General features: G+C 73.4%; 22 protein-coding genes and 1 pseudogene. 14 read left to right on the top strand and 9 right to left on the bottom strand.

Annotation, left to right across the window (positions count from 1 at the left end; genetic code table 11):
* Positions 1-114: 114 nt before the first annotated feature.
* Positions 115-1038, bottom strand: coding sequence for an FAD-dependent oxidoreductase (locus Q0994_RS15615; protein WP_299534634.1), 924 nt, complete (start codon positions 1036-1038; stop codon positions 115-117).
* Positions 1039-1249: 211 nt separating this feature from the next.
* On the opposite strand from Q0994_RS15615, the gene Q0994_RS15610 reads away from it, so the two are divergent.
* Entirely contained in the window at positions 1250-2887 is a 1638-nt protein-coding gene (locus tag Q0994_RS15610) for an ABC-F family ATP-binding cassette domain-containing protein (protein WP_299534631.1), read from the top strand.
* A gap of 64 nt (positions 2888-2951) precedes the next feature.
* Here Q0994_RS15610 and Q0994_RS15605 read toward each other — a convergent pair whose 3' ends face one another.
* From Q0994_RS15605 to Q0994_RS15590, 4 genes are all read right to left on the bottom strand, one after another.
* On the bottom strand, positions 2952-5402 hold the full coding sequence (locus Q0994_RS15605; protein WP_299534629.1) for a Tex family protein: 2451 nt from the start codon (positions 5400-5402) through the stop codon (positions 2952-2954).
* A 143-nt stretch (positions 5403-5545) separates the two neighbouring features.
* Positions 5546-5671, bottom strand: a complete 126-nt coding sequence (locus Q0994_RS15600; RefSeq protein WP_299534625.1) for an LPFR motif small protein — start codon at positions 5669-5671, stop codon at positions 5546-5548.
* A gap of 96 nt (positions 5672-5767) precedes the next feature.
* The gene (locus Q0994_RS15595; RefSeq protein ID WP_299534623.1) at positions 5768-6631 is read right to left on the bottom strand and encodes an SCO6745 family protein; all 864 of its coding nucleotides are present in this window, start codon (positions 6629-6631) and stop codon (positions 5768-5770) included.
* A 198-nt stretch (positions 6632-6829) separates the two neighbouring features.
* The gene (locus Q0994_RS15590) at positions 6830-7594 is read right to left on the bottom strand and encodes an enoyl-CoA hydratase/isomerase family protein (RefSeq protein ID WP_299534621.1); all 765 of its coding nucleotides are present in this window, start codon (positions 7592-7594) and stop codon (positions 6830-6832) included.
* Positions 7595-7676: 82 nt separating this feature from the next.
* On the opposite strand from Q0994_RS15590, the gene Q0994_RS15585 reads away from it, so the two are divergent.
* Together Q0994_RS15585 and Q0994_RS15580 are read left to right on the top strand one after the other, a co-directional pair.
* Positions 7677-8351 carry an HdeD family acid-resistance protein gene (locus tag Q0994_RS15585; RefSeq protein ID WP_299534619.1) on the top strand — a complete coding sequence of 225 codons (675 nt, stop codon included), beginning with the start codon at positions 7677-7679 and terminating at the stop codon, positions 8349-8351.
* Positions 8352-8535: 184 nt separating this feature from the next.
* Positions 8536-8991, top strand: a complete 456-nt coding sequence (locus Q0994_RS15580; RefSeq protein WP_299534617.1) for an ATP-binding protein — start codon at positions 8536-8538, stop codon at positions 8989-8991.
* Positions 8992-9001: 10 nt separating this feature from the next.
* Here the strand turns inward: Q0994_RS15580 and idi are convergent, their stop codons facing one another.
* The 4 genes and pseudogenes from idi to galE form a co-directional block, all read right to left on the bottom strand.
* The gene (gene idi / locus Q0994_RS15575) at positions 9002-9595 is read right to left on the bottom strand and encodes an isopentenyl-diphosphate Delta-isomerase (protein WP_299534615.1); all 594 of its coding nucleotides are present in this window, start codon (positions 9593-9595) and stop codon (positions 9002-9004) included.
* Positions 9596-9720: 125 nt separating this feature from the next.
* Positions 9721-10214, bottom strand: a pseudogene (locus Q0994_RS15570) (N-acetyltransferase); the annotation flags it as partial.
* A gap of 32 nt (positions 10215-10246) precedes the next feature.
* A complete protein-coding gene (locus tag Q0994_RS15565) occupies positions 10247-11185 on the bottom strand; it encodes a cation diffusion facilitator family transporter (protein ID WP_299534613.1) in 939 nt (312 codons plus the stop codon).
* A gap of 186 nt (positions 11186-11371) precedes the next feature.
* Positions 11372-12373, bottom strand: coding sequence for a UDP-glucose 4-epimerase GalE (gene galE / locus Q0994_RS15560; protein ID WP_299534611.1), 1002 nt, complete (start codon positions 12371-12373; stop codon positions 11372-11374).
* Between the two features lie 268 nt (positions 12374-12641).
* Here galE and Q0994_RS15555 point away from each other — a divergent pair, with 268 nt between their 5' ends.
* The 11 genes from Q0994_RS15555 to Q0994_RS15505 all read left to right on the top strand — a co-directional run bounded on the left by Q0994_RS15555 (position 12642) and on the right by Q0994_RS15505 (position 24593).
* Positions 12642-14450 carry a DUF5941 domain-containing protein gene (locus tag Q0994_RS15555; protein WP_299534609.1) on the top strand — a complete coding sequence of 603 codons (1809 nt, stop codon included), beginning with the start codon at positions 12642-12644 and terminating at the stop codon, positions 14448-14450.
* Positions 14447-15199, top strand: coding sequence for a phosphocholine cytidylyltransferase family protein (locus tag Q0994_RS15550; RefSeq protein ID WP_299534607.1), 753 nt, complete (start codon positions 14447-14449; stop codon positions 15197-15199). Before Q0994_RS15555 ends, Q0994_RS15550 begins: the two co-directional genes overlap by 4 nt.
* Positions 15187-16248 carry an iron-containing alcohol dehydrogenase family protein gene (locus Q0994_RS15545; RefSeq protein WP_299534604.1) on the top strand — a complete coding sequence of 354 codons (1062 nt, stop codon included), beginning with the start codon at positions 15187-15189 and terminating at the stop codon, positions 16246-16248. The genes Q0994_RS15550 and Q0994_RS15545 overlap by 13 nt, the downstream gene beginning before the upstream one ends.
* Positions 16226-17005, top strand: a complete 780-nt coding sequence (locus tag Q0994_RS15540; protein WP_299534602.1) for a CDP-alcohol phosphatidyltransferase family protein — start codon at positions 16226-16228, stop codon at positions 17003-17005. Before Q0994_RS15545 ends, Q0994_RS15540 begins: the two co-directional genes overlap by 23 nt.
* On the top strand, positions 17002-17886 hold the full coding sequence (locus tag Q0994_RS15535) for a glycosyltransferase family 2 protein (protein WP_299534599.1): 885 nt from the start codon (positions 17002-17004) through the stop codon (positions 17884-17886). The genes Q0994_RS15540 and Q0994_RS15535 overlap by 4 nt, the downstream gene beginning before the upstream one ends.
* A gap of 105 nt (positions 17887-17991) precedes the next feature.
* On the top strand, positions 17992-18921 hold the full coding sequence (locus Q0994_RS15530; RefSeq protein WP_299534596.1) for an ABC transporter permease: 930 nt from the start codon (positions 17992-17994) through the stop codon (positions 18919-18921).
* Positions 18914-19699, top strand: a complete 786-nt coding sequence (locus Q0994_RS15525) for an ABC transporter ATP-binding protein (protein WP_299534593.1) — start codon at positions 18914-18916, stop codon at positions 19697-19699. Before Q0994_RS15530 ends, Q0994_RS15525 begins: the two co-directional genes overlap by 8 nt.
* A gap of 446 nt (positions 19700-20145) precedes the next feature.
* Positions 20146-21054, top strand: coding sequence for a squalene synthase HpnC (gene hpnC, locus Q0994_RS15520; RefSeq protein ID WP_299534590.1), 909 nt, complete (start codon positions 20146-20148; stop codon positions 21052-21054).
* On the top strand, positions 21051-22007 hold the full coding sequence (gene hpnD / locus Q0994_RS15515) for a presqualene diphosphate synthase HpnD (RefSeq protein ID WP_299534587.1): 957 nt from the start codon (positions 21051-21053) through the stop codon (positions 22005-22007). Before hpnC ends, hpnD begins: the two co-directional genes overlap by 4 nt.
* Before the next feature lie 100 nt (positions 22008-22107).
* Positions 22108-23493: a hydroxysqualene dehydroxylase HpnE gene (hpnE, locus tag Q0994_RS15510; RefSeq protein ID WP_299534584.1), complete on the top strand. Its 1386-nt coding sequence runs from the start codon at positions 22108-22110 to the stop codon at positions 23491-23493.
* Positions 23490-24593 (top strand): polyprenyl synthetase family protein, encoded by a 1104-nt coding sequence (locus Q0994_RS15505; RefSeq protein WP_299534582.1) that lies wholly within the window; start codon positions 23490-23492, stop codon positions 24591-24593. Before hpnE ends, Q0994_RS15505 begins: the two co-directional genes overlap by 4 nt.
* Positions 24594-24658 lie beyond the last annotated feature (65 nt).

The following is a 24658-nucleotide window of genomic DNA, read 5'->3' as shown; positions in this document are numbered from 1 at the left end:
CCGGCCACTCCCGCCGCTCGCCCGCCGGGTCTCACGCCCGACCGCCACGGCCCCGGCCCGCCCGGTCACCGCGGCCCGCTCGCCGCGGACCGGCCCGCCCGGCCCCGGGTGCGCTCAGCCGACCAGCGCCGCCGCCGCCCGCGCACAGCCCCAGGCGACGGTCACCCCCGCGCCGCCGTGCCCGTAGTGGTGCACGAGCAGGCCGCCGTCCGCACGCCGCTCCGCCTCGATCCGCACCCCGCCCGCGCGGGCGGGCCGCAGACCGACGCGGTGGCCGAGGACCCGGGCCCCGGCGATCTCGGGCCGCACCCGGGCGCACCGCTCCACGATGCGTGCGGCGGTCGCCGGGTCGGGCGTGGTCCGCGGATCGTCCGTCTCCGCGGTGCCCCCGAGGATCAGGCCGCCCGGCTGCGGAAAGAAGTACGTGGTGGCGTCTGCCGCGGGATCGGCCCGTGTGTACCACTCGGTGATGCCCGGGTTCTCCACCACGACGAGCTGGCCCCGCACCGCGCGCACCGACGGGTCGCCGGCCAGCACCGCCGCCCCGAGCCCCGCGCAGTTCACCACCACGGGCGCCTCGGCCGCCGGAGCGGCGAAGTCCGTCACCGTACGCCGCTCGAACGACCCGCCCGCCGCGCGCAGCCGCCGTTCCAGCCACTCCAGGTGGACCGGCATGTCCAGCAGCGGCAGCGTGACCCGCAGTCCCTCGGGCGTCTCCCGTACGTCCCGCAGCCGCGCGGCCCACGGCCCCGGCCCGTCGAGCCGTTCACCGCCGTGCAGTCCCGGTACCAGGCGCACCCCGGTCTCCCCGGGGGCGTCCGCCAGCTCCTCGTGCACCCGCAGGGTCTCCAGCGCCCACTCCACGACCCGCTCGGCCGGCTCGATCCGGTACGGCCACCACAGGGCCCCCGCCACCGCCGAGGTGGTGGACCCCGAGGGCTGGGCCGACCACACCCGCACCGCGTGCCCGCGCTCCGCCAGGACCACCGCGGTGGTGAGCCCGACGACCCCTCCGCCCACCACGATCACGTCGTTCATGTGCGTCCCCTCTCGCCGTTCGCCCGTCGTCGCGTCCGCCACGGCGGCACCCCGCGGCGGGAGCGCCGCCGTGGCCGGCGTCCCGCCCCGTGGGAGCCGCGCGTCCGGGGACAGTCTCACCCGCCGCGGCCGTCGTGCGACCGCCCCGTACCGCCACCGCTTCCCGTCCCCGGCGGACCACCGTCCCCCGGGCATTAGGATCGGGACCCTGATGACTGCCACTCTCGTCGCCAAGGACCTCGCCGCCGGACACGGCGACCGCACCCTCTTCGCCGGACTCGACCTCGTCGTCGCGCCCGGCGACGTGATCGGTCTCGTCGGAGTCAACGGCGCCGGTAAATCGTCCCTGCTCCGGCTGCTCGCGGGCCTCGACAAGCCGGAGGAGGGGGAGCTGCGGCTCTCGCCGCCCACCGCCACCGTCGGCCACCTGCCGCAGGAGCCCGAGCGGCGGCCCGACGAGACCGTGCGCGACTTCCTGGCCCGCCGGACCGGCGTCGCCGCGGCCCAGGCGGCGATGGACACCGCGACGCAGGGCCTGGTGGACGGCGTCCCCGGCGCGGACGACGCGTACGCGGAGACGCTGGAGCGCTGGCTCGACCTCGGCGGCGCCGACCTCGACGAACGCGCCGAGGAGGTCGCCGCCGACCTCGGGCTGACCGTCGGGCTCGACCTGCCGATGACCGCGCTCTCCGGCGGCCAGGCGGCACGCGCCGGCCTCGCCTCGCTGCTGCTGTCCCGCTACGACGTCTTCCTGCTCGACGAGCCCACCAACGACCTCGACCTGGTCGGCCTGGAACGCCTGGAGCGTTTCGTCTCCGGCCTGCGCGCCGGGACCGTCGTCGTCAGCCACGACCGCGAGTTCCTGATGCGCACCGTCACCAAGGTGCTGGAACTCGATCTCGCCCAGCAGCAGATCAACCTCTACGGCGGCGGGTACGCGGCCTATCTGGAGGAGCGCGAGCGGGCCCGTACCCACGCCCGCGAGGAGTTCGACGAGTACGCCGACAAGCGGTCCGCCCTCGAAGGCCGGGCCCAGATGCAGCGCGGCTGGATGGACAAGGGCGTCAAGAACGCCCGCCGCAAGGCCACCGACTCCGACAAGCTCGGCCGCAAGTTCCGCAGCGAGGCCAGCGAGAAGCAGGCCGCCAAGGCGCGCCAGACGCAGCGGATGATCGAGCGGCTGGACGTCGTCGAGGAGCCCCGCAAGGAGTGGGAGCTGCGGATGGAGATCGCCGCCGCCCCGCGCTCCGGCTCGGTGGTCGCCACCCTGCGCGAAGCACGTGTGGTCCGGGGCGACTTCGCCTTCGGCCCCGCCTCCCTCCAGGTCGACTGGGCCGACCGGATCGCCATCACCGGGGCCAACGGCGCGGGCAAGTCCACCCTGCTCGCGGCCCTGCTGGGCAGGCTGCCGCTGGACTCGGGCCAGGCCACGCTCGGTTCGGGCGTGGTCGTCGGCGAGGTGGACCAGGCCCGCAAGCTGTTCCTCGGCGAGCAGAGCCTGCTGGAGGCGTTCTGCGCCGCGGTGCCCGACACGGAACCCGCCGAAGTGCGCACCCTGCTGGCCAAGTTCGGGCTGCGCGCCGCCCACGTGGTGCGTCCGGCGACGACCCTCTCGCCGGGCGAGCGCACCCGCGCGGCCCTCGCCCTGCTCCAGGGACGCGGGGTCAATCTGCTGGTCCTCGACGAGCCGACCAACCACCTGGACCTGCCCGCCATCGAGCAGTTGGAGTCCGCGCTCGACTCCTACCAGGGCACCCTGCTCCTGGTCACCCACGACCGCCGCATGCTTCAGGCGGTGCGCACCACCCGGCGCGTCGAGGTCGCGGACGGCACGGTCACCGAACTCTGAGCGCCCCGAACGCGGACGGGCGGGCCCACCGTGGAGGTGGGCCCGCCCGTCCGCGTTCGCGCGGTCAGCGCCTGCGGTCGCCGCGCTGCGGGTCGGTCAGACCCGCACGGCGCAGCGCGTCCGCCATCGCGCTGTTGACCGGCGCCGGCGCCGAAGCCGACCGCCCGCCGCCCTGGCCCCCGCCACGCCGGTCCCGGCCGCCCTGACCGTCGCCGCGCCCGCCGCCCTGCTGCTGCCGGCCCGGCGCCTGGTCCTGCCCCTGCCGCTGGCGCGGCGGACGGCCGCCCTGGGGGCCGGCCCCCTCGCGGTCGCGGCGCTGCCCGCTCCGCTCGCCCGGGGTCACGTCGTCGTCCAGGCGCAGCGTCAGCGAGATGCGCTTGCGCGGGACGTCGACCTCCTGCACCTTCACCTTCACGATGTCGCCCGGCTTCACGACGTCGCGCGGGTCCTTCACGAAGGTCCGCGACATCGCGGACACGTGGACCAGACCGTCCTGGTGCACCCCGACGTCGACGAACGCGCCGAAGGCCGCCACGTTGGTGACGACGCCCTCCAGCACCATGCCCGGTTCCAGGTCGCCGATCTTCTCGACGCCGTCCTTGAAGGTGGCGGTGCGGAACGCCGGCCGGGGGTCGCGCCCCGGCTTCTCCAGCTCCTTCAGGATGTCGGTCACCGTCGGCAGACCGAACTTCTCGTCCACGAAGTCGTCGGCGCGCAGCGTCCGCAGCACGTCCGAGTTGCCGATCAGGGAGGCGACCTCGCTGCCCGTCGTCTTCACCATTCGGCGGACCACCGGATACGCCTCCGGGTGCACGCTCGACCCGTCCAGCGGGTCGTCGCCGCCCCGGATGCGGAGGAAGCCCGCACACTGCTCGTACGCCTTCGGGCCCAGCCGGGCCACGCCCTTGAGCTCCTTGCGCGACCGGAACGGGCCGTTGGAGTCGCGGTGCGCGACGATGTTCTCGGCGAGCCCGGAGCTGATCCCGGAGACCCGCGAAAGCAGCGGCGCGGAGGCGGTGTTGACGTCCACGCCGACGCCGTTCACGCAGTCCTCCACCACCGCGTCCAGCGAGCGGGAGAGCTTCACCTCGGACAGGTCGTGCTGGTACTGGCCGACCCCGATGGACTTCGGGTCGATCTTCACCAGTTCGGCCAGCGGGTCCTGGAGGCGGCGGGCGATCGACACGGCCCCGCGCAACGACACGTCCATGTCGGGCAGTTCCTGCGAGGCGAAGGCGGAAGCCGAGTAGACGGAGGCGCCCGCCTCCGAGACCATCACCTTGGTCAGCTTCAACTCGGGGTGCTTGTCGCAGAGTTCCGCGGCGAGCTTGTCGGTCTCGCGGGACGCGGTGCCGTTGCCGATGGCGATCAGGTCCACCGCGTGCTCACGGCAGAGCCGCGCCAGCTTGGCGAGCGACTCGTCCCAGCGGTTGGCCGGGACGTGCGGGTGGATGACGTCGGTGGCCACCACCTTGCCGGTGGCGTCCACGACGGCCACCTTGACTCCGGTGCGGAAGCCGGGGTCGAGCCCCAGCGTCGCGCGGGTGCCCGCCGGAGCGGCGAGCAGCAGGTCGCGCAGGTTGGACGCGAAGACGCGGACCGCCTCGTCCTCGGCGGCCGTGCGCAGCCGCAGCCGCAGGTCGATGCCGAGGTGGACGAGGACGCGGGTGCGCCAGGCCCAGCGCACGGTGTCGGCGAGCCACTTGTCGCCGGGCCGGCCGCGGTCGGCGATGGAGAACCGCCGGGCGATCATGTTCTCGTAGCCCGTGGGGCCCGGCTCGTCCGAGGGTTCCTCGGGCTCCAGCACCAGGTCGAGCACGTCCTCCTTCTCGCCGCGCAGCAGGGCGAGCACGCGGTGCGAGGGGAGCGCGGTGAACGGCTCGGTGAAGTCGAAGTAGTCGGCGAACTTCGCGCCGTCGGTCTCCTTGCCGTCGCGGACCCTCGCCCGCAGCCGCCCTCGGGTCCACATCCGCTCGCGGAGCTCCCCGGTCAGGTCGGCGTCCTCGGAGAACCGCTCGGTCAGGATGGCGCGGGCGCCCTCCAGCGCCGCCACCGTGTCCGCGACGCCCTTGTCCTCGTCGACGTACGCGGCGGCCGCCGCGTACGGGTCCACCGACGGGTCGGCCAGCAGTCCGTCCGCCAGCGGTTCCAGACCGGCCTCACGGGCGATCTGGGCCTTGGTGCGACGCTTGGGCTTGAACGGGAGGTAGATGTCCTCCAGGCGCGACTTGGTGTCGGCGGCCCGGATCCGGGCTTCCAGGGCCTCGTCGAGCTTGCCCTGCTCGCGTACGGATTCGAGGACGGCGGCGCGCCGGTCCTCCAGCTCCCGCAGATAGCGCAGCCGCTCCTCCAACGTGCGCAGCTGCGCGTCGTCGAGCATCTCGGTCGCTTCCTTGCGGTAGCGCGCGATGAACGGCACGGTCGAACCGCCGTCGAGCAGCTCGACGGCCGCCGTCACCTGCCGCTCCCGTACGCCGAGTTCCTCGGCGATCCTGCCTTCGATGGACGTCGTCACGTTTTTCCCGACTCGCCTTCTCGTACTGGCTGTGCTGGCTCTGCTGGCTTCCCACGGGGCCCTGCCCCGTCTGCCTGCATTGTGCCGGGTGGTGCGGCGCCGTGTCGCGCGACGTCACGGGACGGCGGGGCCGGCGACGCCGGTCAGGCGCGCCGGGTGGCGTTGCCGGCACCGCCGAACAGCTTGGCCACGACACGGAAGGGAAGGGTGACGACGGTGGCGACGGCCGAGCCGACGGTGCGGAGCGCGTCTGCGAGGGCGTGGAACACGGGGTCCTCCTCGGTAGGTTGCCGGTACGTGTTCCGCCTGGCCGCTCAGGCGCTCCGTAAACCCGGGCGGAAGTCCCGGGCCGCCCGAGCCGCAGATCAGCCCTTGCCGGTGGCGCTCTCCGGGAAGGCGCCCGCGGCCGCCGCGGTGAAGAGGAACCCGCGGGCCAGTTCGGTCAGGCGCTCCACGCCCGCCGCGCCCAGGTGTTCGTAGGGGGCGGCGTCCATCCGGTCGGTCGCCTCCTCGACACCGGCCCGCAGCGCGGAGCCGGCCTCGGTCAGCTCGCCCTCGCCGGTCAGCAGGCCGCGCTCACGGAGCCGGTGGGAGGCGGCGTCCCAGTCCGTGCGGCGCCAGCCGCGGGTCGCCAGGATCCAGCGCGGGGCCATGCCCTTGCCGGTGGCGGTGTGGCTGACCAGGGCCTCCACCGGGTCGAGACCGGCCGCGAGCAGGGCGGCGAGGTGGGCGTCGCCCCGGTGCTCGCGGAGCAGGGTGGCCGCGTGCCAGTACGCCAGGTGCGGCTCCTCGGGGACCGGGAGGTCGGCGTGCGCGGCGTACAGCGGCCGGGCGTGCCGGGTGCACGCCTCGGCGGCCCGCAGCGCCAGCTCGGCCGCCTCGGCCATCTCGGGGGAGGCGACGATCTCCTCGCCGAGCAGCCGTCCGAGCGTCGCGTCGGCGACGCGCAGCCGGGCGCCGAGCACCGCCTCGGGGGTGGCGGCGTCCCAGACGGCGGGGACGTGCGTGGCCACCAGCTCGTGGTTGAAGTTGTAGAAGGTGGAGGTGACCGTGCCCGGTCCGACGGCGCCGAGCGCGGCGGCCCGGAAGGCGAAGTAGGCGGCGCTGGGGTCGTCGATGCCTATCCCGGCGAACTCGGTGCCGAGGTCGGGGGAGAAGAAGACGCACGAGTGCAGCGGGTTGACGGCGTTGTGGCAGCGGCGGCCGGCGCGGGGCGCGAGAGTGCTCATGGCCGTACGTTACCGACTGGTCAGTACGTGACGGAACCCGCGGCGCCCATGCCGTTCCCGGACCACGGAACCCGCAGCGCCGGAACGGACCGTTCCGGCACCCGCGGCGCCGACCGGACGGCACCAGAACCCGCGGTACCGAACCGGACGCTTCCGGCACCCGCGGCGCCGGACCGGACCGTTCCGGCACCGCCCCGGTCAGTCCTTCGCGTCCGGCGTCCACGGGAAGCGCGGCGGCCGGCGCTCCAGGAAGGCGGCGACCCCCTCCGCGGTCTCGCCGCTGCTCTCCGCACACCCCCTCCAGTGCGCCTGCCGCTCGCCCCGCCCGTCCGCGAACTCCTTGACCGCCGTCTGCGTCAGCAGCGAGCGCGAGGTGAGGACGGCGGTGAACTCCCGGACCCGGCCCGCCAGCTCCCCGGCGGGCAGCAACTCGTCGATCAGACCGGTGCGCAGCGCCCGCTCGGCGCCGATCAGCTCGCCGGAGAAGAGCAGGTACTTCGCGGCGGACGGTCCCATCAGGTCGATCAGGCGGCGGGTCGAGGAGGCCGGGTAGACGATCCCGAGCTTGGCCGGAGTCACCCCGAACGACGCGCCCTCCTCCGCGAACCGCAGGTCGCAGGCGGCGGCGAGCTGGCTGCCGCCGCCGACGCAGTACCCGCGCACCGCCGCCAGCGTGGGGCGCGGGAAGGCGGCGAGCGCGTTCTCGGCGACGACGGCGTACCCCTGGGCCCTGCTGTCCGGATCCTTCAGCGAGCCGATGTCCGCGCCCGCGCAGAAGGTGTCGCCGGCCCCGGTCAGCACCAGGGCCCGTACCTGCGGATCGGCGGCCAGTCCGTCCAGCAGCGCGGGCAGTGCCTGCCACATCGCGGCCGTCATCGCGTTGCGCTTGGCGGGATTGCTGATGACGACGGTGGCCACCCCGTCGGCGACGGAGTGGGCGAGCTGTGCCCGGGTGCGGTCCATGGGCCGGATGCTATCCACCCGGTCCGAACCTATGATCGGGAAGGGGTCGTGAACCGCGCACGCACCGCAGAGGAGCTGTCCGATGGCCGATCCCGCCGCCGTCTCCGGCAAGAAACTCCGCCGCGGCTACGGCCTGCTGGCCCTGCTCGGCATCGTCCTGGTCGCCGCCGGCGTCGTGGGCCTCATCTACACCGGTGTCGCCACCCTCACCTCCATGCTGCTGTTCGGCTGGCTGCTGCTGATCGGCGGCCTGGTGGGGCTGGTGCACGCGGTGCAGTCCCGCGGCACCAGCTTCTTCTGGCTCGGGGTGGTGGTCGCCGCGCTGAACATCGCGGCGGGCGTCGTGGTCATCCACGACCCCCACGGCACGGCCGAGGCCCTGACGATGTTCGCCGCCCTGCTCTTCCTGACCGGCGGCCTCTTCCGCACGGTCGGGAGCGTGGTGGTGCGCGGCCCGCAGTTCGGCTGGACCCTGTTCCAGGGCGTCATCGGCCTGCTGCTCGGCGTGCTGGTCCTCTTCGACTGGCCGCACAGCAGCCTCTACGTCCTCGGCACCTTCTTCTCGCTCGCCCTGCTCTTCGACGGGCTCGGCCTGATCGCGCTCGGTGTCGGCGGCCGGGAGATCGTCGGCATGGTGGACCGCACGGCGGTCCCGGGCGGCGGCGCGGGGCCGGGCGGGCACGGCGGGTCCGGCGAGCGTGACCGGTCCGGCAAGCGGAACCGTTTCGGCAAGCGTGACCGGGACCTCGGCGCCTGACATTCCGAAGTGGATCAAAAACAGTCGCTCAACCGACGGCGTCCTGCTCGCGCGGTCAATAGGCGTCGATAGCGAGCCACTTTCTGTCAGTCGCCGAGGTGGCGGCTCGCCTTTCCCAAGACTCGTGACTCGACGGTCAGTGAAGTCCTGTGCGCAGTGCCGAGTCGAGAGCGGGTACCGGATCATGGAGAGCCGCGGAAGTGTTCCGGCCAGACCCGTGTCGTACGAGGGAGTGTGGCGCTTCACCGCTCCCGCCGTCGACGTCTCGGTGCCGCAGGCCCGGCACGCGGTGCGGGACCTGCTGAACCGGCAGGGCGTCCCGCTCGACGACGACATCCTCCAGGGACTGCTGCTGATCGTCTCCGAGCTGGCGACCAACGCGGTCAAACACGCGGCGCTGCTCTCGCCGGAGCTGTCGGTGGAGGTGGCGATCGGGCCGGACTGGGTCAAGGTGTCCGTCGAGGACAACCACCCCTACCGCCCGACCGCGCTGGAGACCGACTACGCGCAGACCGGCGGCCGGGGGCTGCTGCTGGTGAAGGAGATCACCGCGGAGGCCGGCGGCACCTGCGACGTCGAGCACACCGCGGGCGGCGGCAAGATCATCTGGGCCGCCCTGCCGCTCACCGCCCGCCTCTGACCCGGCGCGTTCACCAGCCGGCGGACGTCCCCGTCAGCTCCCTGACGGCCGGACGCGCCGCGTTCAGCACGGTCATGAACCACGCCGAGAACCCGCCCGCGGCGTGCCGCTCGGCCAGCTCCGCCGCGGTCACGAACGCTGTCTCGCCGACCTCCTCGGGGTCCGGCCGCAGCTGCTCCTGGGCCAGCCCGACGTAGAGGTGGTTGAACTCCTGCTCCACCAGGCCGGACGCCGGGTCGGGGTGGTTGTAGCGGACCGTGCCGGCCGCCGCGAGCAGCGAGGGGGAGAGCCCGAGCTCCTCGTAGGTGCGCCGGGCGGCGGCGGCGAAGGGGGCCTCGCCGGGGTACGGGTGGCCGCAGCAGGTGTTGGACCAGACGCCGGGGGAGTGGTACTTGCCGAGGGCGCGGCGCTGCAGCAGCAGGCGGCCCTGCTCGTCGAAGAGGAAGACCGAAAAGGCGCGGTGCAGCCGGCCGGGCGCCTGGTGGGCGGCGAGCTTCTCCGCCGTGCCGATGGTGGTGCCGTTCTCGTCGACCAGTTCGAGCATGATCGCTTCTTCGGCGCCCTTCGACGAGTCCTGCGTCGCGGTGGCTGGTGTGGTCGGCATACCCATCCTTCGCTTCGGCCCCGGCCTGGTGCGCCGGGACCCGTGAGTCCGGTCAAGTCTGCCGCACGAAAGCAAGCGGAACGCACTCCGGGCCCTGGCATGTCCCCCGTGCCGGAGTCGCGGACTCAGACTCCGAAGGCCGCCGGACAGCGGATCGTGCCGCACGGCACGGCGGCGAGCGCGTCCGACGGCAGCGCCGTCATCGCCTCGTCGGATACGTCGAAACCGGGCACGATGCCGTAGCGGGGAGCGGGCCGGAAACCGAATCGGGGGTAGTACTCGGGGTGGCCGAGGACCAGCACCAGGCTCTCGCCCCGGCCCGCCGCTGCCGCCGGTGCCGCACGGACGGCGGCCGTGCCCGCCCCCGGCGCTGGTGTCCGGGCGCCGCGGCCACCGGGGCGAGCGCGAGCGCGTCCGCGCCGTCCACCCGGCAGCGGGTCAGCAGGGCGTGCGCGGCCACCGCGCCGTCCGGGCCGGTGGCGACCCAGGACAGGCCGGGGAGCCAGGCGTCGGGGTCCTCGCGGAGCGCGCCGACCAGATTCGCCTCGTGCGGGGGAGGGAAGGCCGCCATGTTGACGGCACGCACCGCCGCCCGGTCGGCGGGGGTCTCCGGGCGGGTGGCCCGGCCCCCCTCGGCCTGCGCGTTCGCGTTCATGAGCAGACCCCCGACTCGTGCGCGGCGTGACCGCTGGGTTCGAGCTGGAAGGTGCAGTGCTCGACGTCGAAGTGGTCCCCCAGACACTCCTGGAGCTCGTGCAGCAGCTTCTCGTGGCCGATCGAGTCCAGCACCTCCTGGTGCACCACCACGTGGGCGGAGAGCACCGGCATGCCCGAGGTGATCGTCCAGGCGTGCAGGTCGTGGACGTCCAGCACGCCGGGCAGCCCGGTGAGGTGGGCGCGTACCTCCGCCATGTCCACGCCCTTCGGCGCCGCCTCCAACAGGACGTTCAGCGTCTCGCGGAGCAGCTTCACCGTGCGCGGGACGATCATCAGCCCGATCAGCAGCGAGGCGACGGGGTCGGCGCCCTGCCAGCCGGTGAGCAGGATGACGCCGGCGGAGACCAGCACCGCGACCGAGCCGAGCGCGTCCGAGAGGACCTCCAGATAGGCGCCCCGCACGTTCAGGCTGTCCTTCTGGCCGGCGAGCAGCAGGGAGAGGGAGACCAGGTTGGCCACCAGGCCCACGGCGCCGAAGACGACCATCAGTCCGCCCTCGGTGGCGGCGGGCGTGAGGAAGCGCTGCACCGCCTCGAAGACGAGATAGCCGCCCACCCCGAGGAGCAGCAGGCAGTTGGCGAGCGCCGCGAGGATCTCGGCGCGGGCGAAGCCGAAGGTCCGGTTGGGCCCGGCCGGCCGGCCCGCCATGTGGATCGCCACCAGCGCCATGCCGAGGCCGAGCGCGTCCGTCGCCATGTGCGCGGCGTCCGCGATCAGCGCGAGCGAGTCGGCCAGCAGGCCGCCGACGATCTCCAGCACCATCACGCCGAGGGTGATCCCCAGCGCGATCCTCAGCCGCCCCCGGTGGGCGGCGGTCGCGGTGCCCGTGGGGGACGCGCCGTGCGCGTGCCCGTGGTCGTGGCCGGCCCCCATGCGTCAGCCTCCCGTTCGTGGTGCGGCGCGGGCGGCGTCGCCCGCCCGTCGCTGCCAGTGAACTACGGGTGGGGGGTACCGGGCAACACGGTGCTGAACACCGTTGTCATCCCCGCTGACCTGCGTAAACGCCGTGCAGGTCAGCGGCGGTGCGAGGCGTTCGCCGGACGCGTCGGGGTGTCCGTCTCAGGGCCGGTGCGGGGCCGGCAGGTCGTGTGCGGCCGGGTGGCGCAGCAGCCAGCCGGCCCAGGCGGACTCCACCATCTCCCGCATCCCTCGGCTCGCCCTCCACCCCAGCTCGCCGGTGATCCGGCCCGCCGCGGCCACGGCGGCCGGTGCGTCGCCGGGGCGGCGGGGCGCGACCACCGGTGCGGCGCCGGAGCCGGTCACCTCGCCCACCAGCTCCGCCAGCTCGCGCACCGAGACGCCCTCGCCGCGGCCGATGTTCACGGTGAGGTCGTGGGCGTCCCGCCGTCCGCCGAGCGCGCGGGCGACCGCGAGGTGGGCGTCGGCCAGGTCGGCGACGTGGATGTAGTCGCGCACGCAGGTGCCGTCCGGCGTCGGGTAGTCGTCGCCGAAGACCAGCGGCGCCTCGCCGCGGGTGATCCGGTCGAAGAACATCGGGACGACGTTGGAGACCCCGGTGTCCGACAGGGCGGGCGAGGCCGCGCCCGCCACGTTGAAGTAGCGCAGGCAGGCCGTCGACAGGCCGTGCGCGCGCCCGGCCGCCCGGACCAGCCACTCCCCGGCGAGTTTCGTCTCGCCGTAGGGGCTGATGGGCAGGCAGGGGGTGTCCTCCGTGATGATCTCCACGTCGGGGACGCCGTAGACGGCCGCCGACGAGGAGAAGAGGAAGGACCGGACCCCGGACGCCACCACGGCCTCCAGGAGGGTGGTGAGGCCGGCGACGTTCTCCCGGTAGTAGAGCAGCGGGAGCTCGACGGACTCGTCCACCCGCTTCTTCGCCGCGAGGTGCACCACACCGGTCACCGCGTGCTCGGCGAGCACCCGGTCCAGCAGCGGGCGGTCCGCGAAGGAGCCCCGCACCAGCGGCACGTCGCCCGCCAGCCGTTCCGCCAGGCCCGTCGACAGGTCGTCGAGCACCACGACCCGCTCGCCGGACGCCGCCATGGCCTTCGCCACGTGCGCCCCGATGTAGCCCGCTCCGCCGGTGATCAACCACGTCATGACGGCCACCCTAAGGCGTGCGGACCGCGGGCCCCGCCGACCGCCCGGCGTACGGCTGCCGTCCGCAGGCGCCGATGATGATCACAAAGGGTCGCACATGATGCCGCTACGCCCCGAACGGAGCATAAACGGGCGGTGAACTCAACCTTCTGTTCATCGGATAGCCTCAGCCGACGTGCCGGAGACCCCGTCCGGGGTCGCACCCCCGAGCCGTTCCCTGCCCGGATCCAAGGAGTGAGTTCGTCTGTCGACCGCCATTCTCACCGGCGTGCCGGTACCCGGGTCGTCGATCGAAGCCGATCTTCGTTCCCTGGGGTTCGACGTCCGCACGGCCGCCGACGCCGGTGAAGCCGCCGCGCTCATCGCCGCCGCCCCGGCCGGCCACCGGGTCGCCCTGGTGGACCCCCGCTTCGTCGGCCACGTCCACGCGCTCAGGCTCGGCCTGACCGACCCGCGCTTCGACGCCGCCACCGTGCCCGGCGCCCTCGCCGTCAAGCCCGGCAGCCGCACCGCGCTGCTGCGCGCCATGGCGCACACCGCCGACGCGGTCGGCGCGGGCCGGCCGCTGACCCCCGAGGGCGACGTCCGCACCGCGGGTGACCGCACGGTCCCCGGCCGCATCGCCGTCGTCCTGGAGACCGTCGGCACCGCCGTGCACCGCCCCGAGCTGGGCTCGCTCACCGCCACCGTGCCCACCGACGCCGAACGGCGCGCGGCGGCCCTGGCCGCCGTCGCCGAGGTCGACGACGAGGCGGTCCGGCTGCGGAGCGCCGTGAAGGCCCACGACGGTTTCTTCACGACCTTCTGCATCAGCCCCTACTCCCGCTACCTCGCACGCTGGTGCGCCCGCCGCGGCCTCACGCCCAACCAGGTCACCACCGCCTCGCTGCTCACCGCGCTCGTCGCGGCCGGCGCCGCGGCCACCGGCACCCGCGGCGGCTACGTCGCCGCCGGCGTCCTGCTGCTGCTCTCCTTCGTCCTGGACTGCACCGACGGCCAGCTCGCCCGCTACTCGCTGCAGTACTCCACGATGGGCGCCTGGCTCGACGCCACCTTCGACCGCGCCAAGGAGTACGCGTACTACGCGGGCCTGGCGATCGGGGCGGTGCGCGGCGGGGACGACGTCTGGGTCCTCGCGCTCGGCGCGATGGTCCTCCAGGCCTGCCGGCACATGATCGACTTCTCGTTCAACGAGTCCAACCACGACGCGGTCTCCAACACCAGCCCCACCGCAGCCCTCTCCGACCGGCTCGACAGCGTCGGCTGGACGGTCTGGGTGCGCCGCATGATCGTGCTGCCCATCGGCGAGCGCTGGGCCATGATCGCGGTGCTGACCGCCCTCACCACGCCGCGCGTCGTTTTTTACGCCCTGCTCGTGGGCTGCTCGCTGGCCGCCTGCTACACCACGGCCGGCCGCCTGCTGCGCTCGCTGACCCGCACGGCGCGCCGCACCGACCGGGCCGCCCGCGCGCTCGGCGACCTGGCGGACTCCGGCCCGCTCGCACAGGCCGTGGCCGCCGTGGTCCGCCGCCCCGGTGGCGCGTTCACCGCGCCCCTGCTGGCCCTGGTCGCCGCCGCCGCGGTGGTCGCCGCCGCGTCGTCCGCCCCCTTCGGGAGCCTGCTGACCGTCGGCGCCGCCGTGCTCTACGCGGTGCTCGCCGGGCTCGCCGTCTCCCGCCCCCTCAAGGGCGCCCTCGACTGGCTGGTCCCCCCGTTCTTCCGCGTCGCGGAGTACTGCACCGTGCTGGCCCTGGCCGCCCGCAGTGACGTACCGCACGCGGTCCCGGCGGCATTCGGCCTGGTCGCAGCGGTCGCCTACCATCACTACGACACGGTGTACCGCATCAAGGGCGGCACCGGAGCGCCCCCGCAGTGGCTGGTCCGCGTGATCGGCGGACACGAGGGCCGCACCCTCGTGGTGGCCGTGCTCGCCGCCGTCATCGCCGGACATTCCGCATTCACCACGGCCCTCACCGTCCTCGCGGTGGCCGTGGCGGTGGTCGTGGTCGCGGAGTCCATCCGTTTCTGGGTGTCCTCCGCCGCCCCCGCCGTACACGACGAAGGAGAACTCGCATGATCGGCCTCGTACTGGCAGCCGGTGCAGGACGCCGCCTGCGCCCCTACACGGACACCCTGCCGAAGGCCCTGGTGCCCGTGGGTCCCGAGCAGGACGGTGCGGCGAAGTCGGTCCTCGACTACACCCTCGCCAACTTCGCCGAGGTCGGCATCACCGAGGTCGCCGTCGTCGTCGGCTACCGCAAGGAAGCCGTGTACGCCCGGCGGGCCGAGCTGGAGGCCGCCTACGGCGTGACGCTCACCCTCATCGACAACGACAAGGCCGAGGAGTGGAACAACGCCTACTCCCTCTGGTGCGCCCGCGACGTGCTGAAGCGCGGGGTCATCCTCGCCAACGGCGACACCGTGCACCCCGTCTCCGTCGAGAAGACGCTGCTTGCGGCCCGCGGCAGCGACAAGAAGATCATCCTCGCGCTCGACACGGCGAAGAGCCTCGCCGACGAGGAGATGAAGGTCGTCGCGGAGGACGGACAGGGCGTCCGCCGGATCACCAAGCTCATGGACCCCGCCACCGCCACCGGCGAGTACATCGGCGTCACCCTGATCGAGGCCGACGCCGCCGAGGCCCTCGCGGACGCCCTGAAGACCACCTTCGAGCGCGATCCCGACCTGTACTACGAGGACGGTTACCAGGAACTGGTCAACCGCGGCTTCACGGTCGACGTGGCCCCCATCGGCGACGTCACGTGGGTCGAGATCGACAACCACGAAGACCTCGCGAAGGGCCGTGAGATCGCGTGCCAGTACTGACCCGGCTCATCCCGTCGCCGCTGGTCGTCGACATCCGCCGTGGCGCGATGGACGACCTCGCGGAGGTCCTGGCCGACCAGCGCATCTCCACCTCGGGCAAGCTCGCGGTGGCGATCAGCGACGGTTCGGGGCGCGTCCTGCAGGAGCGGCTCGCCCCGCTGCTGCCCGGCGCCGACTGGTACCCGGTGGACGACGGCACGCTGGACTCCGCGGTCGCGCTCGCCGACGGCATCAAGGGCAACCGCTACGACGCGGTCGTCGGTCTCGGCGGCGGCAAGATCATCGACGTCGCGAAGTACGCCGCGGCCCGCGTCGGCCTGCCCATGGTCTCCGTCGCCACCAACCTCTCGCACGACGGGCTCTGCTCGCCGGTCGCCACCCTGGACAACGACAACGGCCGGGGCTCCTACGGGGTCCCCACCCCGATCGCCGTCGTCATCGACCTGGCCGTGGTCCGGCAGGCGCCCGCCCGGTACGTGCGCTCCGGCATCGGCGACGCCGTCTCCAACATCTCCTGCGTCGCCGACTGGGAGCTGTCCCACGAGGTGAACGGCGAGGAGATCGACGGGCTCGCGGCCGCCATGGCCCGCCAGGCCGGTGAGGCCGTGCTGCGCCACCCCGGCGGCATCACGGACGACGCCTTCCTCAAGGTGCTGGCCGAGGGGCTCGTGATGACCGGCATCTCGATGTCGGTCGCCGGGGACTCCCGACCCGCCTCCGGGGCCTGCCACGAGATCAACCACGCTTTCGACCTGCTGCACCCGCAGCGTGCCGCCAGCCACGGCGAGCAGGTGGGCCTCGGCGCCTGCTTCGCCATGCACCTGCGCGGCGCCGGCCAGGAGGCCCTGCTGATGGCCGACGCCCTGCGACGCCACGGCCTGCCCGTCCTCCCCGAGGAGATGGGCTTCACCGCCGACGAGTTCGTGGAGGCGGTCGCCTTCGCCCCGCGGACCCGGCCGGGCCGTTTCACGATCCTGGAACACCTCAACCTGTCCACCGAACAGATCAGGGACGCGTACGCCGACTATGCAAAAGCCATCCGTAGCTGAACTCCGTCCGGTCGTGCACCCGCCGGGCGTCAAGGACCGGCGCAGCGGCGAGCACTGGGCGGGCCGTCTCTACATGCGCGAGATCTCGCTGCGCATCGACCGGCACCTGGTGAACACCCGGATCACCCCGAACCAGCTCACCTACGTCATGACGCTCGCGGGCGTGCTCGCCGCTCCCGCGCTGCTCGTGCCCGGCCTCACCGGCGCGCTGCTCGGCGTCCTCGCGGTGCAGCTGTACCTGCTGCTCGACTGCGTCGACGGCGAAGTGGCCCGCTGGAAGCAGCAGTTCTCGCTCGGCGGGGTCTACCTCGACCGGGTCGGCGCGTACCTCTGCGACGCGGCCGTGCTCGTCGGGCTCGGCCTGCGCGCCGCCGACCTGTTCGGCACCGGGCGGATCGACTGGCTGTGGGCTTTCCTGGGCACCCTCGCCGCGCTCGGAGCCATCCTGATCAAGGCGGAGACCGACCTCGTCGGCGTCGCCCGCCACCAGGGCGGTCTCCCCCCCGTCAAGGAGGCGGCGTCCGAGCCGCGCTCGTCCGGCATGGCCTTCGCGCGCCGGGCCGCCGGCGCGCTCAAGTTCCACCGGCTCATCCTGGGCGTCGAGGCTTCGCTGGTCGTGCTGGCGGCTGCCGTCGCCGACATGATCAGGGACGACCTCTTCTTCACCCGGCTCGCGGTCGCCGTCCTGGCCGGCATCGCCCTGCTGCAGACGGTCCTCCACCTGGTGTCGATCCTGGCGTCGAGCAGGCTGAAGTGACGTCCCCGCTGAAGCTCGGTGCGGTGATCATCACCATGGGCAACCGCCCCGAGGAACTGCACGCCCTCCTCGACTCGGTCGCTGCCCAGGAGGGCGACCGGATCGAGGTGGTGGTCGTCGGCAACGGCGCCCCCGTACCCGACCTCCCGGCGGGCGTCCGGACCGTGGAACTGCCCGAGAACCTCGGCATCCCCGGCGGCCGCAACGTCGGCATCGAGGCGTTCGGCCCCTCCGGCGCCGACGTCGACGTGCTGCTCTTCCTCGACGACGACGGCCACCTGCCGAGGACCGACACCGCCGAGCTCTGCCGGCAGGCGTTCGAGGAGGACCCCGAACTCGGGATCATCACGTTCCGCATCGCCGACCCGGTGACCGGCGTCACCCAGCGCCGGCACGTGCCCCGGCTGCGCGCCTCGGACCCGATGCGCTCGTCGCGGGTGACGACCTTCCTCGGCGGCGCCAACGCGGTGCGCACCCGGGTGCTCGCCGAGGTCGGCGGGCTGCCCGACGCCTTCTTCTACGCCCACGAGGAGACCGACCTCGCCTGGCGGGCGCTGGACGCCGGCTGGCTGATCGACTACCGCGCGGACATGGTGCTCAACCACCCGACCACCGCCCCCTCCCGGCACGCGGTCTACCACCGCATGGTGGCCCGCAACCGGGTGTGGCTGGCCCGGCGCAACCTGCCCGCGCCGCTGGTCCCGGTGTACGTGGGGGTCTGGCTGCTGCTCACTCTGGTCCGCCGCCCGTCGATGCCCGCCCTCAAGGCGTGGTTCGGGGGGTTCCGGGAGGGGTGGACGACGTCCTGCGGCCCGCGCCGGCCGATGCGCTGGCGCACCGTGTGGCGGCTGACGCGACTGGGACGCCCGCCGGTCATCTGAGACGCCCGTCTCTGAGACCATGGGGCATATTTTCTCTTTCCGGGACCTGTACGCGGCGCCGCGTCCCTGGCGGCCGCCGCGGACCGAAGACGAGAGTTTCGATCTGTGAGTGACACAACCCACGACGGCCGGGTCGCCCTGGGCACCCCGCCGTCCCCCGACGAGGGGCTGAGCGCGGCCAGGCTGGCGGAGAAGTACGGGCTGTCCGTCAGCGGCGCCCGGCCGGGTCTCTTCGCCTACATCGGGCAGCTCTGGGGACGACGCCACTTCATCGTGGCGTTCTCCCGGGCCAAGCTGACCGCGCAGTACAGCCAGGCCAAGCTCGGCCAGCTCTGGCAGGTGGCGACCCCCCTGCTGAACGCGCTCGTCTACTTCCTGATCTTCGGGCTGATCCTCGGCACCAGCAAGGGCATGAGCCGCGAGGTCTTCATCCCGTTCCTGGTGACGGGCATCTTCGTCTTCACCTTCACCCAGAGCTCGGTGATGGCCGGGGTCCGGGCGATCTCCGGCAACCTCGGACTGGTGCGGGCGCTGCACTTCCCGAGGGCGTCGCTGCCCATCTCCTTCTCGCTCCAGCAGCTCCAGCAGCTCCTGTATTCGATGATCGTGCTGGTCGCGGTCGCCGTGGGCTTCGGCAGCTACCCGACGCTCTCCTGGCTGCTGGTCGTGCCCGCGCTGGTGCTCCAGTTCTTCTTCAACACCGGCCTGGCCCTCGTGATGGCGAGGCTCGGCAGCAAGACCCCCGACCTCGCCCAGCTCATGCCGTTCATCATGCGCACCTGGATGTACGGCTCGGGGGTCATGTTCTCCATCCCGGTGATGCTGGCGGACAAGCCGCAGTGGATCGCGGACGTCCTGCAGTACAACCCGGCGGCGATCTACATGGACCTGGTCCGGTTCGCGCTGATCGACGGATACGGCTCGGAGAACCTCCCGGCCCACGTCTGGGCCGTCGCGCTGGCCTGGGCGGTCGGCGTGGGCGTCCTGGGCTTCGTGTACTTCTGGAAGGCGGAGGAGCGGTACGGCCGTGGCTGAGCACAACACGCAGGGGCGTATCCCCACGGTCATCGCCGACGGCGTGCACATCGTGTACCGGGTGAACGGCACCGGCGGCGGCAGGGGCAGTGCGACCGCCGCCCTCAGCCGGATACTCCGCCGGGGCAAGGGCGAGCCCCGCGGCGTCCGCAAGGTCCACGCGGTGCGCGGGGTCTCGTTCACCGCCTACCGGGGCGAGGCCATCGGCCTCATCGGCACCAACGGCTCCGGCAAGTCCACCCTGCTGCGGGCCATCGCCGGGCTGCTCCCCACCGAGGAGGGCAAGGTCTACACCGACGGCCAGCCCTCGCTGCTCGGCGTGAACGCCGCCCTGATGAACGACCTGACCGGCGAGCGCAACGTCGTCCTCGGCGGACTCGCCATGGGCATGAGCCGGCAGGAGGTCCGCGACCGCTACGAGGACATCGTCGAGTTCTCCGGCATCAACGAGAAGGGCGACTTCATCACCCTTCCCATGCGGACCTACTCCTCCGGCATGGCCGCGCGCCTGCGCTTCTCCATCGCGGCCGCCAAGAACCACGACGTCCTCATGATCGACGAGGCGCTGGCCACCGGTGACCGCAAGTTCCGGGTGCGGTCCGAGGAGCGCATCCGCGAACTCCGCAAGGAGGCCGGCACCGTCTTCCTCGTCAGCCACAACAACAAGACGATCAGGGACACCTGTGACCGGGTGCTGTGGCTGGAGAAGGGCGAACTCCTGATGGACGGCCCCACCGACGAAGTGATCCAGGCGTACGAGCGGGAGACCGGAAAGTAGCTCCCGCTCCCGTGGGGACGGGCGGCGCCGGCCCCCGCACCCCACCGTGGCCCCCGGCGGAACCCCCGCCGAGGGCCACTGCGGTGTCCGCGGCCGTGCGCCCCGCGCCGTAGGGCGCGCCCCCGTTCTCCACCTGGCGGACGATGCCAAACACGGTGCGCCGGGGGAGGGTTGGACCGCGTGGTGCGACGTCCGTCCCGTGCGCCGCACCCGGACGCGGTTCTGTGAGCTGTACAACGTAAGCTGTAGCGGTGCTGATTCGCGGCAAGTGTGGCGATACGCCCGCGGTGCACCGGCCGTGCGCGCGGGCCGCACTGGGGGCAGTCGGCGGCGTGTCCGAAAAGGGTTGTTTTGGATCAGCAGTGTAGAACGGGAGATGTGACGGCAATGGCGGAAGATCTCCAGCTCCGACGTGGTTCCGCCGTCCCCGCGCCGGGCGGTGAGCGGTGAGCCGTACCCCTCCGGCGGGACGGACCGGCACCCTCGACAAGGCCGCGGACGAGAACTTCCCCGTGGCCCCCTTCTTCCTGCCGCGCGGCTGGCGCGACGACCTGATGGCCGTCTACGGCTTCGCCCGGCTCGTCGACGACATCGGCGACGGCGACCTCGCCCCCGGCGGCGCCGACGCGGCCCACCTCGGCGTGGACCCCGCGCAGGCCGACGACCCGACCGCGATGCTCGACGCCTTCGAGACGGACCTGCACCGCGTCTTCGACGCCGCGGGCGACGGCCCCCGCCACCCGCTGCTGCGCGCCCTGGTCCCCACCGTGCGCCGGCACGCGCTGACCCCCGACCCGTTCCTCGGACTCGTCGCCGCCAACCGCCAGGACCAGAAGGTCCGCCGGTACGCGACGTACGAGGAACTGGCCGCCTACTGCGAGCTGTCCGCCAACCCGGTCGGACGGCTCGTCCTGTCGATCACCGGCACCTCCAGCCCCGAACGCGTCCGCCGCTCCGACGCCGTGTGCACCGCCCTGCAGATCGCCGAGCACCTCCAGGACGTCACCGAGGACCTCGGCCGCGACCGGATCTACCTACCGGCCGACGACATGGCCCGCTTCCGGGTCACCGAGGCCGACCTCGCCGCCCCGACGGCCAACGCCTCGGTCCGCGCCCTGATCGCCTACGAGGCCGGGCGCGCCCGTGAGCTGCTGGCGGAGGGCACCCCCCTGGTGGGCAGCGTCCACGGCAGGCTCAGGCTGCTGCTCGCCGGATTCGTCGCCGGGGGGCGGGCCGCCCTCGACGCGATCGCCGCCGCCGGGTTCGACGTACTGCCCGGACCGCCCAGACCCGCGAAGCCCCGCCTGCTGCGCGAAGTGGCAGCCGTCCTGCGAAGCGCGCACAGAGAGGGATGACCCGGACCGTGGAGGGACAGACCACCTACATGTCGGCACCGGTACAGGCGGCCTACAGCTACTGCGAGGCCGTGACCGGTCAGCAGGCGCGGAACTTCGCGTACGGCATCCGGCTGCTGCCCCACGAGAAGCGGCAGGCCATGTCGGCGCTGTACGCCTTCTCGCGCCGCGTCGACGACATCGGCGACGGCGAACTGGACCCGGAGACCAAGCGCGACCGGCTGGAGAGCACCCGCGAACTGCTCGGCCGGGTCCGCGACGGAGCCGTCGACGAGGACGACACCGACCCGGTCGCCGTCGCGCTCGCCGACACCGCCCGGCGCTTCCCGCTGCCGCTCGGCGGCCTCGACGAGCTGATCGACGGCGTGCTGATGGACGTGCGCGGCGCGACCTACGAGACCTGGGACGACCTGCGGACCTACTGCCGCTGCGTGGCCGGCGCCATCGGCCGCCTCAGCCTCGGCGTCTTCGGCACCGAGCCGGGCGCGCCCGGCGTCGAGCGCGCCTCCGAATACGCCGACACCCTCGGCCTCGCACTCCAGCTCACCAACATCCTGCGCGACGTCCGAGAGGACGCCGCCAACGGCCGCACCTACCTCCCCGCGGACGACCTGGCGAAGTTCGGCTGCTCCGCCGGATTCCACCGGGCCACCCCGCCGCCCGGCTCCGACTTCGCCGGACTCGTCCACTTCGAGGTGCGCCGCGCCCGCGCCCTGTTCGCCGAGGGCTACCGCCTGCTGCCGATGCTGGACCGCCGCAGCGGTGCCTGCGTCGCCGCCATGGCCGGGATCTACCGCCGCCTGCTGGACCGCATCGAGCGCGACCCCGAGGCGGTGCTGCGCGGCCGCGTCTCGCTCCCCGGCCACGAGAAGGCCTACGTCGCCGTCCGCGGCCTCTCCGGCTTCGACGCCCGGCACATCCAGCGCCGCACCGCCCGGACCGGTCGCCCGTGACCCGCGCCACCGGGACGCCGGGTCACGCAACCCCCCACTGGCCCAGTGCGTCCCCGACTGCGACGATCTGGAGGGCGACGACCCTGCGAGAGGAGTGGCCATGACCGACGCACACCCGCACGCCGCGCGCGCGGTCGTCGTCGGCGGCGGCCTCGCGGGCGTCACCGCCGCGCTCCGCCTCGCCGACGCCGGAGTCGACGTGACCCTGCTGGAGGGCCGGCCCCGCCTCGGCGGCCTCGCCTTCTCGTTCCGCCGCGGCGACCTGACCGTCGACAACGGACAGCACGTCTACCTGCGCTGCTGCACCGCCTACCGCGGATTCCTCGACCGCGTCGGCGCCACCGCCCTCGCCCCCCTCCAGGACCGCCTCGACGTGCCCGTCCTCGACGTGGGCCGGGCCCGGCCGCGCCTGGGCAGGCTCCGCCGCACCGCCCTGCCCGTCCCGCTGCACCTGGCCGGCGGCCTCGCCGCCTACCCGCACCTCTCACCCGCGGAGAAGGCGTCGGTGGGGCGCGCCGCGCTCGCGCTCGGCCGCCTGGACCCGACCGACCCCGCGCTCGACGACATCGACTTCGCCACCTGGCTGCGCCGCCACGGGCAGTCGCCCCGGACCGTCGAGGCGCTCTGGGACCTGGTCGGCGTCGCCACCCTCAACGCGCGGGCGCCGGAGGTCTCCATGGCGCTCGCCGCCAAGGTCTTCAAGACCGGCCTGCTCTCCGAGCCCGGTGCCGCCGACATCGGCTGGGCCGCCGTGCCGCTCGGCTCCCTGCACGACACCCTCGCCCGCGAGGCGCTGGACGCGGCGGGCGTCCGTACCCTGCTGCGTACGAAGGCCACCGCCCTGGAGCGGGGAGCCGACGGCGGCTGGTCGGTGACCACGGAGTCCGAGCGGTTCGAGGCCGGGGCCGTGGTGCTGGCCGTGCCGCAGCGCGAGACCCACGCCCTGCTGCCGGCCGGCGCCCTGGCCGACCAGGACCGGCTGCTGGACATCGAGGACGCCCCGATCCTCAACGTGCACGTGATCTACGACCGCAAGGTCCTCAAGCGACCCTTCTTCGCCGCGCTCGGCTCGCCGGTGCAGTGGGTCTTCGACCGCACCGAGCCCTCCGGACTCACCGGCGGCGGCCAGTACCTGGCGCTCTCGCAGTCCGCCGCGCAGGACGAGATCGACCTGCCGGTCGCCGAACTCCGCGCCCGCTACCTGCCGGAGCTGGAACGTCTCTTCCCTGCCGCCCGCGGGGCCGGCGTGCGCGACTTCTTCGTCACCCGTGAACGCACCGCCACCTTCGCGCCCACGCCCGGCGTCGGCCGGCTGCGTCCCGGCGCCGCGACCCGGCTGCCCGGCCTGGCGCTCGCGGGAGCCTGGACCGCCACCGGCTGGCCCGCGACGATGGAGGGCGCGGTCCGCAGCGGCACCGAGGCCGCCCGCACCGCCCTCCCGGCGCTCGGACGCCCCCAAAGACATCCGCTGCAGGAGGCGGCATGAGCATGATCACCGGAACAAGAGGAGAGTCAGTGACCCCGGCGAATCCGGCTTTCGACACCGTGGCGGACACCGCGGACGTCACCGCGCTTCTGGAGCGCGGACGAGCCCTGTCAGCGCCGGTGCTGCGGGCCGCCGTGGAGCGGCTCGCGCCGCCCATGGACGCCGTCGCGGCCTACCACTTCGGCTGGATCGACGCCCAGGGCCGTCCCGCCGACGGCGACGGCGGCAAGGCCGTCCGCCCCGCCCTCGCCCTGCTGTCCGCCGAGGCGGCCGGAGCCCCGGCCGAGACCGGCGTGCCCGGCGCGGTCGCCGTGGAGCTCGTGCACAACTTCTCGCTGCTGCACGACGACCTGATGGACGGCGACGAGCAGCGCCGCCACCGCGACACGGTGTGGAAGGTGCACGGCCCCGCGCAGGCGATCCTGGTCGGCGACGCGCTGTTCGCGCTGGCCAACGAGGTGCTGCTGGAGCTCGGCACCGTCGAGGCGGGCCGGGCGGCCCGCCGCCTGACCACCGCCACCCGCAAGCTCATCGACGGCCAGGCCCAGGACATCTCCTACGAGCACCGCGAGCGGGTCACCGTCGAGGAGTGCCTGGAGATGGAGGGCAACAAGACCGGCGCCCTGCTCGCCTGCGCGGTCTCCATCGGCGCGGTGCTCGGCGGCGCCGACGACCGCACCGCCGACACCCTGGAGGCGTACGGCTACCACCTCGGCCTCGCCTTCCAGGCCGTCGACGACCTGCTCGGCATCTGGGGCGACCCGGAGTCCACCGGCAAGCAGACCTGGAGCGACCTGCGGCAGCGCAAGAAGTCCCTGCCGGTCGTCGCCGCCCTCGCCGCCGGGGGACCGGCCTCCGAGCGCCTCGGGCAGCTGCTCTCCGCCGACGCCGGGAGCAAGGATTTCGACAGCTTCTCCGAAGAGGAGTTCGCCGCCCGCGCGGCGCTCATCGAGGAGGCGGGCGGCCGCGAGTGGACCGCCCAGGAGGCACGCCGTCAGCACGCGGTCGCCATCGAGGCGCTGCACGGTGTCGACATGCCGCACCACGTCCGGGCGCAGCTGACCGCGCTCGCCGACTTCGTCGTCGTCCGAAAGAGATGATCACCATTCGCATATGACTCGCAGTCGCCGGCCGGCGCCCCGCGGGCGCCGGCTGACGTCAGACC

This window comes from uncultured Streptomyces sp. (assembly GCF_947488945.1).
Classification (GTDB): domain Bacteria; phylum Actinomycetota; class Actinomycetes; order Streptomycetales; family Streptomycetaceae; genus Streptomyces.
This window is presented reverse-complemented; position numbering and strand designations above follow the sequence as displayed.

Coding starts and splice junctions, on each gene's coding strand:
- Q0994_RS15550 (WP_299534607.1), top strand. CDS start 14,447: ATGATCGGCCTCGTACTGGCAGCCGGTGCAGGACGCCGCCTGCGCCCC.
- Q0994_RS15580 (WP_299534617.1), top strand. CDS start 8,536: ATGGAGAGCCGCGGAAGTGTTCCGGCCAGACCCGTGTCGTACGAGGGA.
- hpnE (WP_299534584.1), top strand. CDS start 22,108: ATGACCGACGCACACCCGCACGCCGCGCGCGCGGTCGTCGTCGGCGGC.
- hpnD (WP_299534587.1), top strand. CDS start 21,051: ATGACCCGGACCGTGGAGGGACAGACCACCTACATGTCGGCACCGGTA.
- idi (WP_299534615.1), bottom strand. CDS start 9,595: ATGCCGACCACACCAGCCACCGCGACGCAGGACTCGTCGAAGGGCGCC.
- galE (WP_299534611.1), bottom strand. CDS start 12,373: ATGACGTGGTTGATCACCGGCGGAGCGGGCTACATCGGGGCGCACGTG.
- Q0994_RS15505 (WP_299534582.1), top strand. CDS start 23,490: ATGAGCATGATCACCGGAACAAGAGGAGAGTCAGTGACCCCGGCGAAT.
- Q0994_RS15540 (WP_299534602.1), top strand. CDS start 16,226: ATGCAAAAGCCATCCGTAGCTGAACTCCGTCCGGTCGTGCACCCGCCG.
- Q0994_RS15610 (WP_299534631.1), top strand. CDS start 1,250: ATGACTGCCACTCTCGTCGCCAAGGACCTCGCCGCCGGACACGGCGAC.
- Q0994_RS15585 (WP_299534619.1), top strand. CDS start 7,677: ATGGCCGATCCCGCCGCCGTCTCCGGCAAGAAACTCCGCCGCGGCTAC.
- Q0994_RS15615 (WP_299534634.1), bottom strand. CDS start 1,038: ATGAACGACGTGATCGTGGTGGGCGGAGGGGTCGTCGGGCTCACCACC.
- Q0994_RS15595 (WP_299534623.1), bottom strand. CDS start 6,631: ATGAGCACTCTCGCGCCCCGCGCCGGCCGCCGCTGCCACAACGCCGTC.
- Q0994_RS15590 (WP_299534621.1), bottom strand. CDS start 7,594: ATGGACCGCACCCGGGCACAGCTCGCCCACTCCGTCGCCGACGGGGTG.
- Q0994_RS15565 (WP_299534613.1), bottom strand. CDS start 11,185: ATGGGGGCCGGCCACGACCACGGGCACGCGCACGGCGCGTCCCCCACG.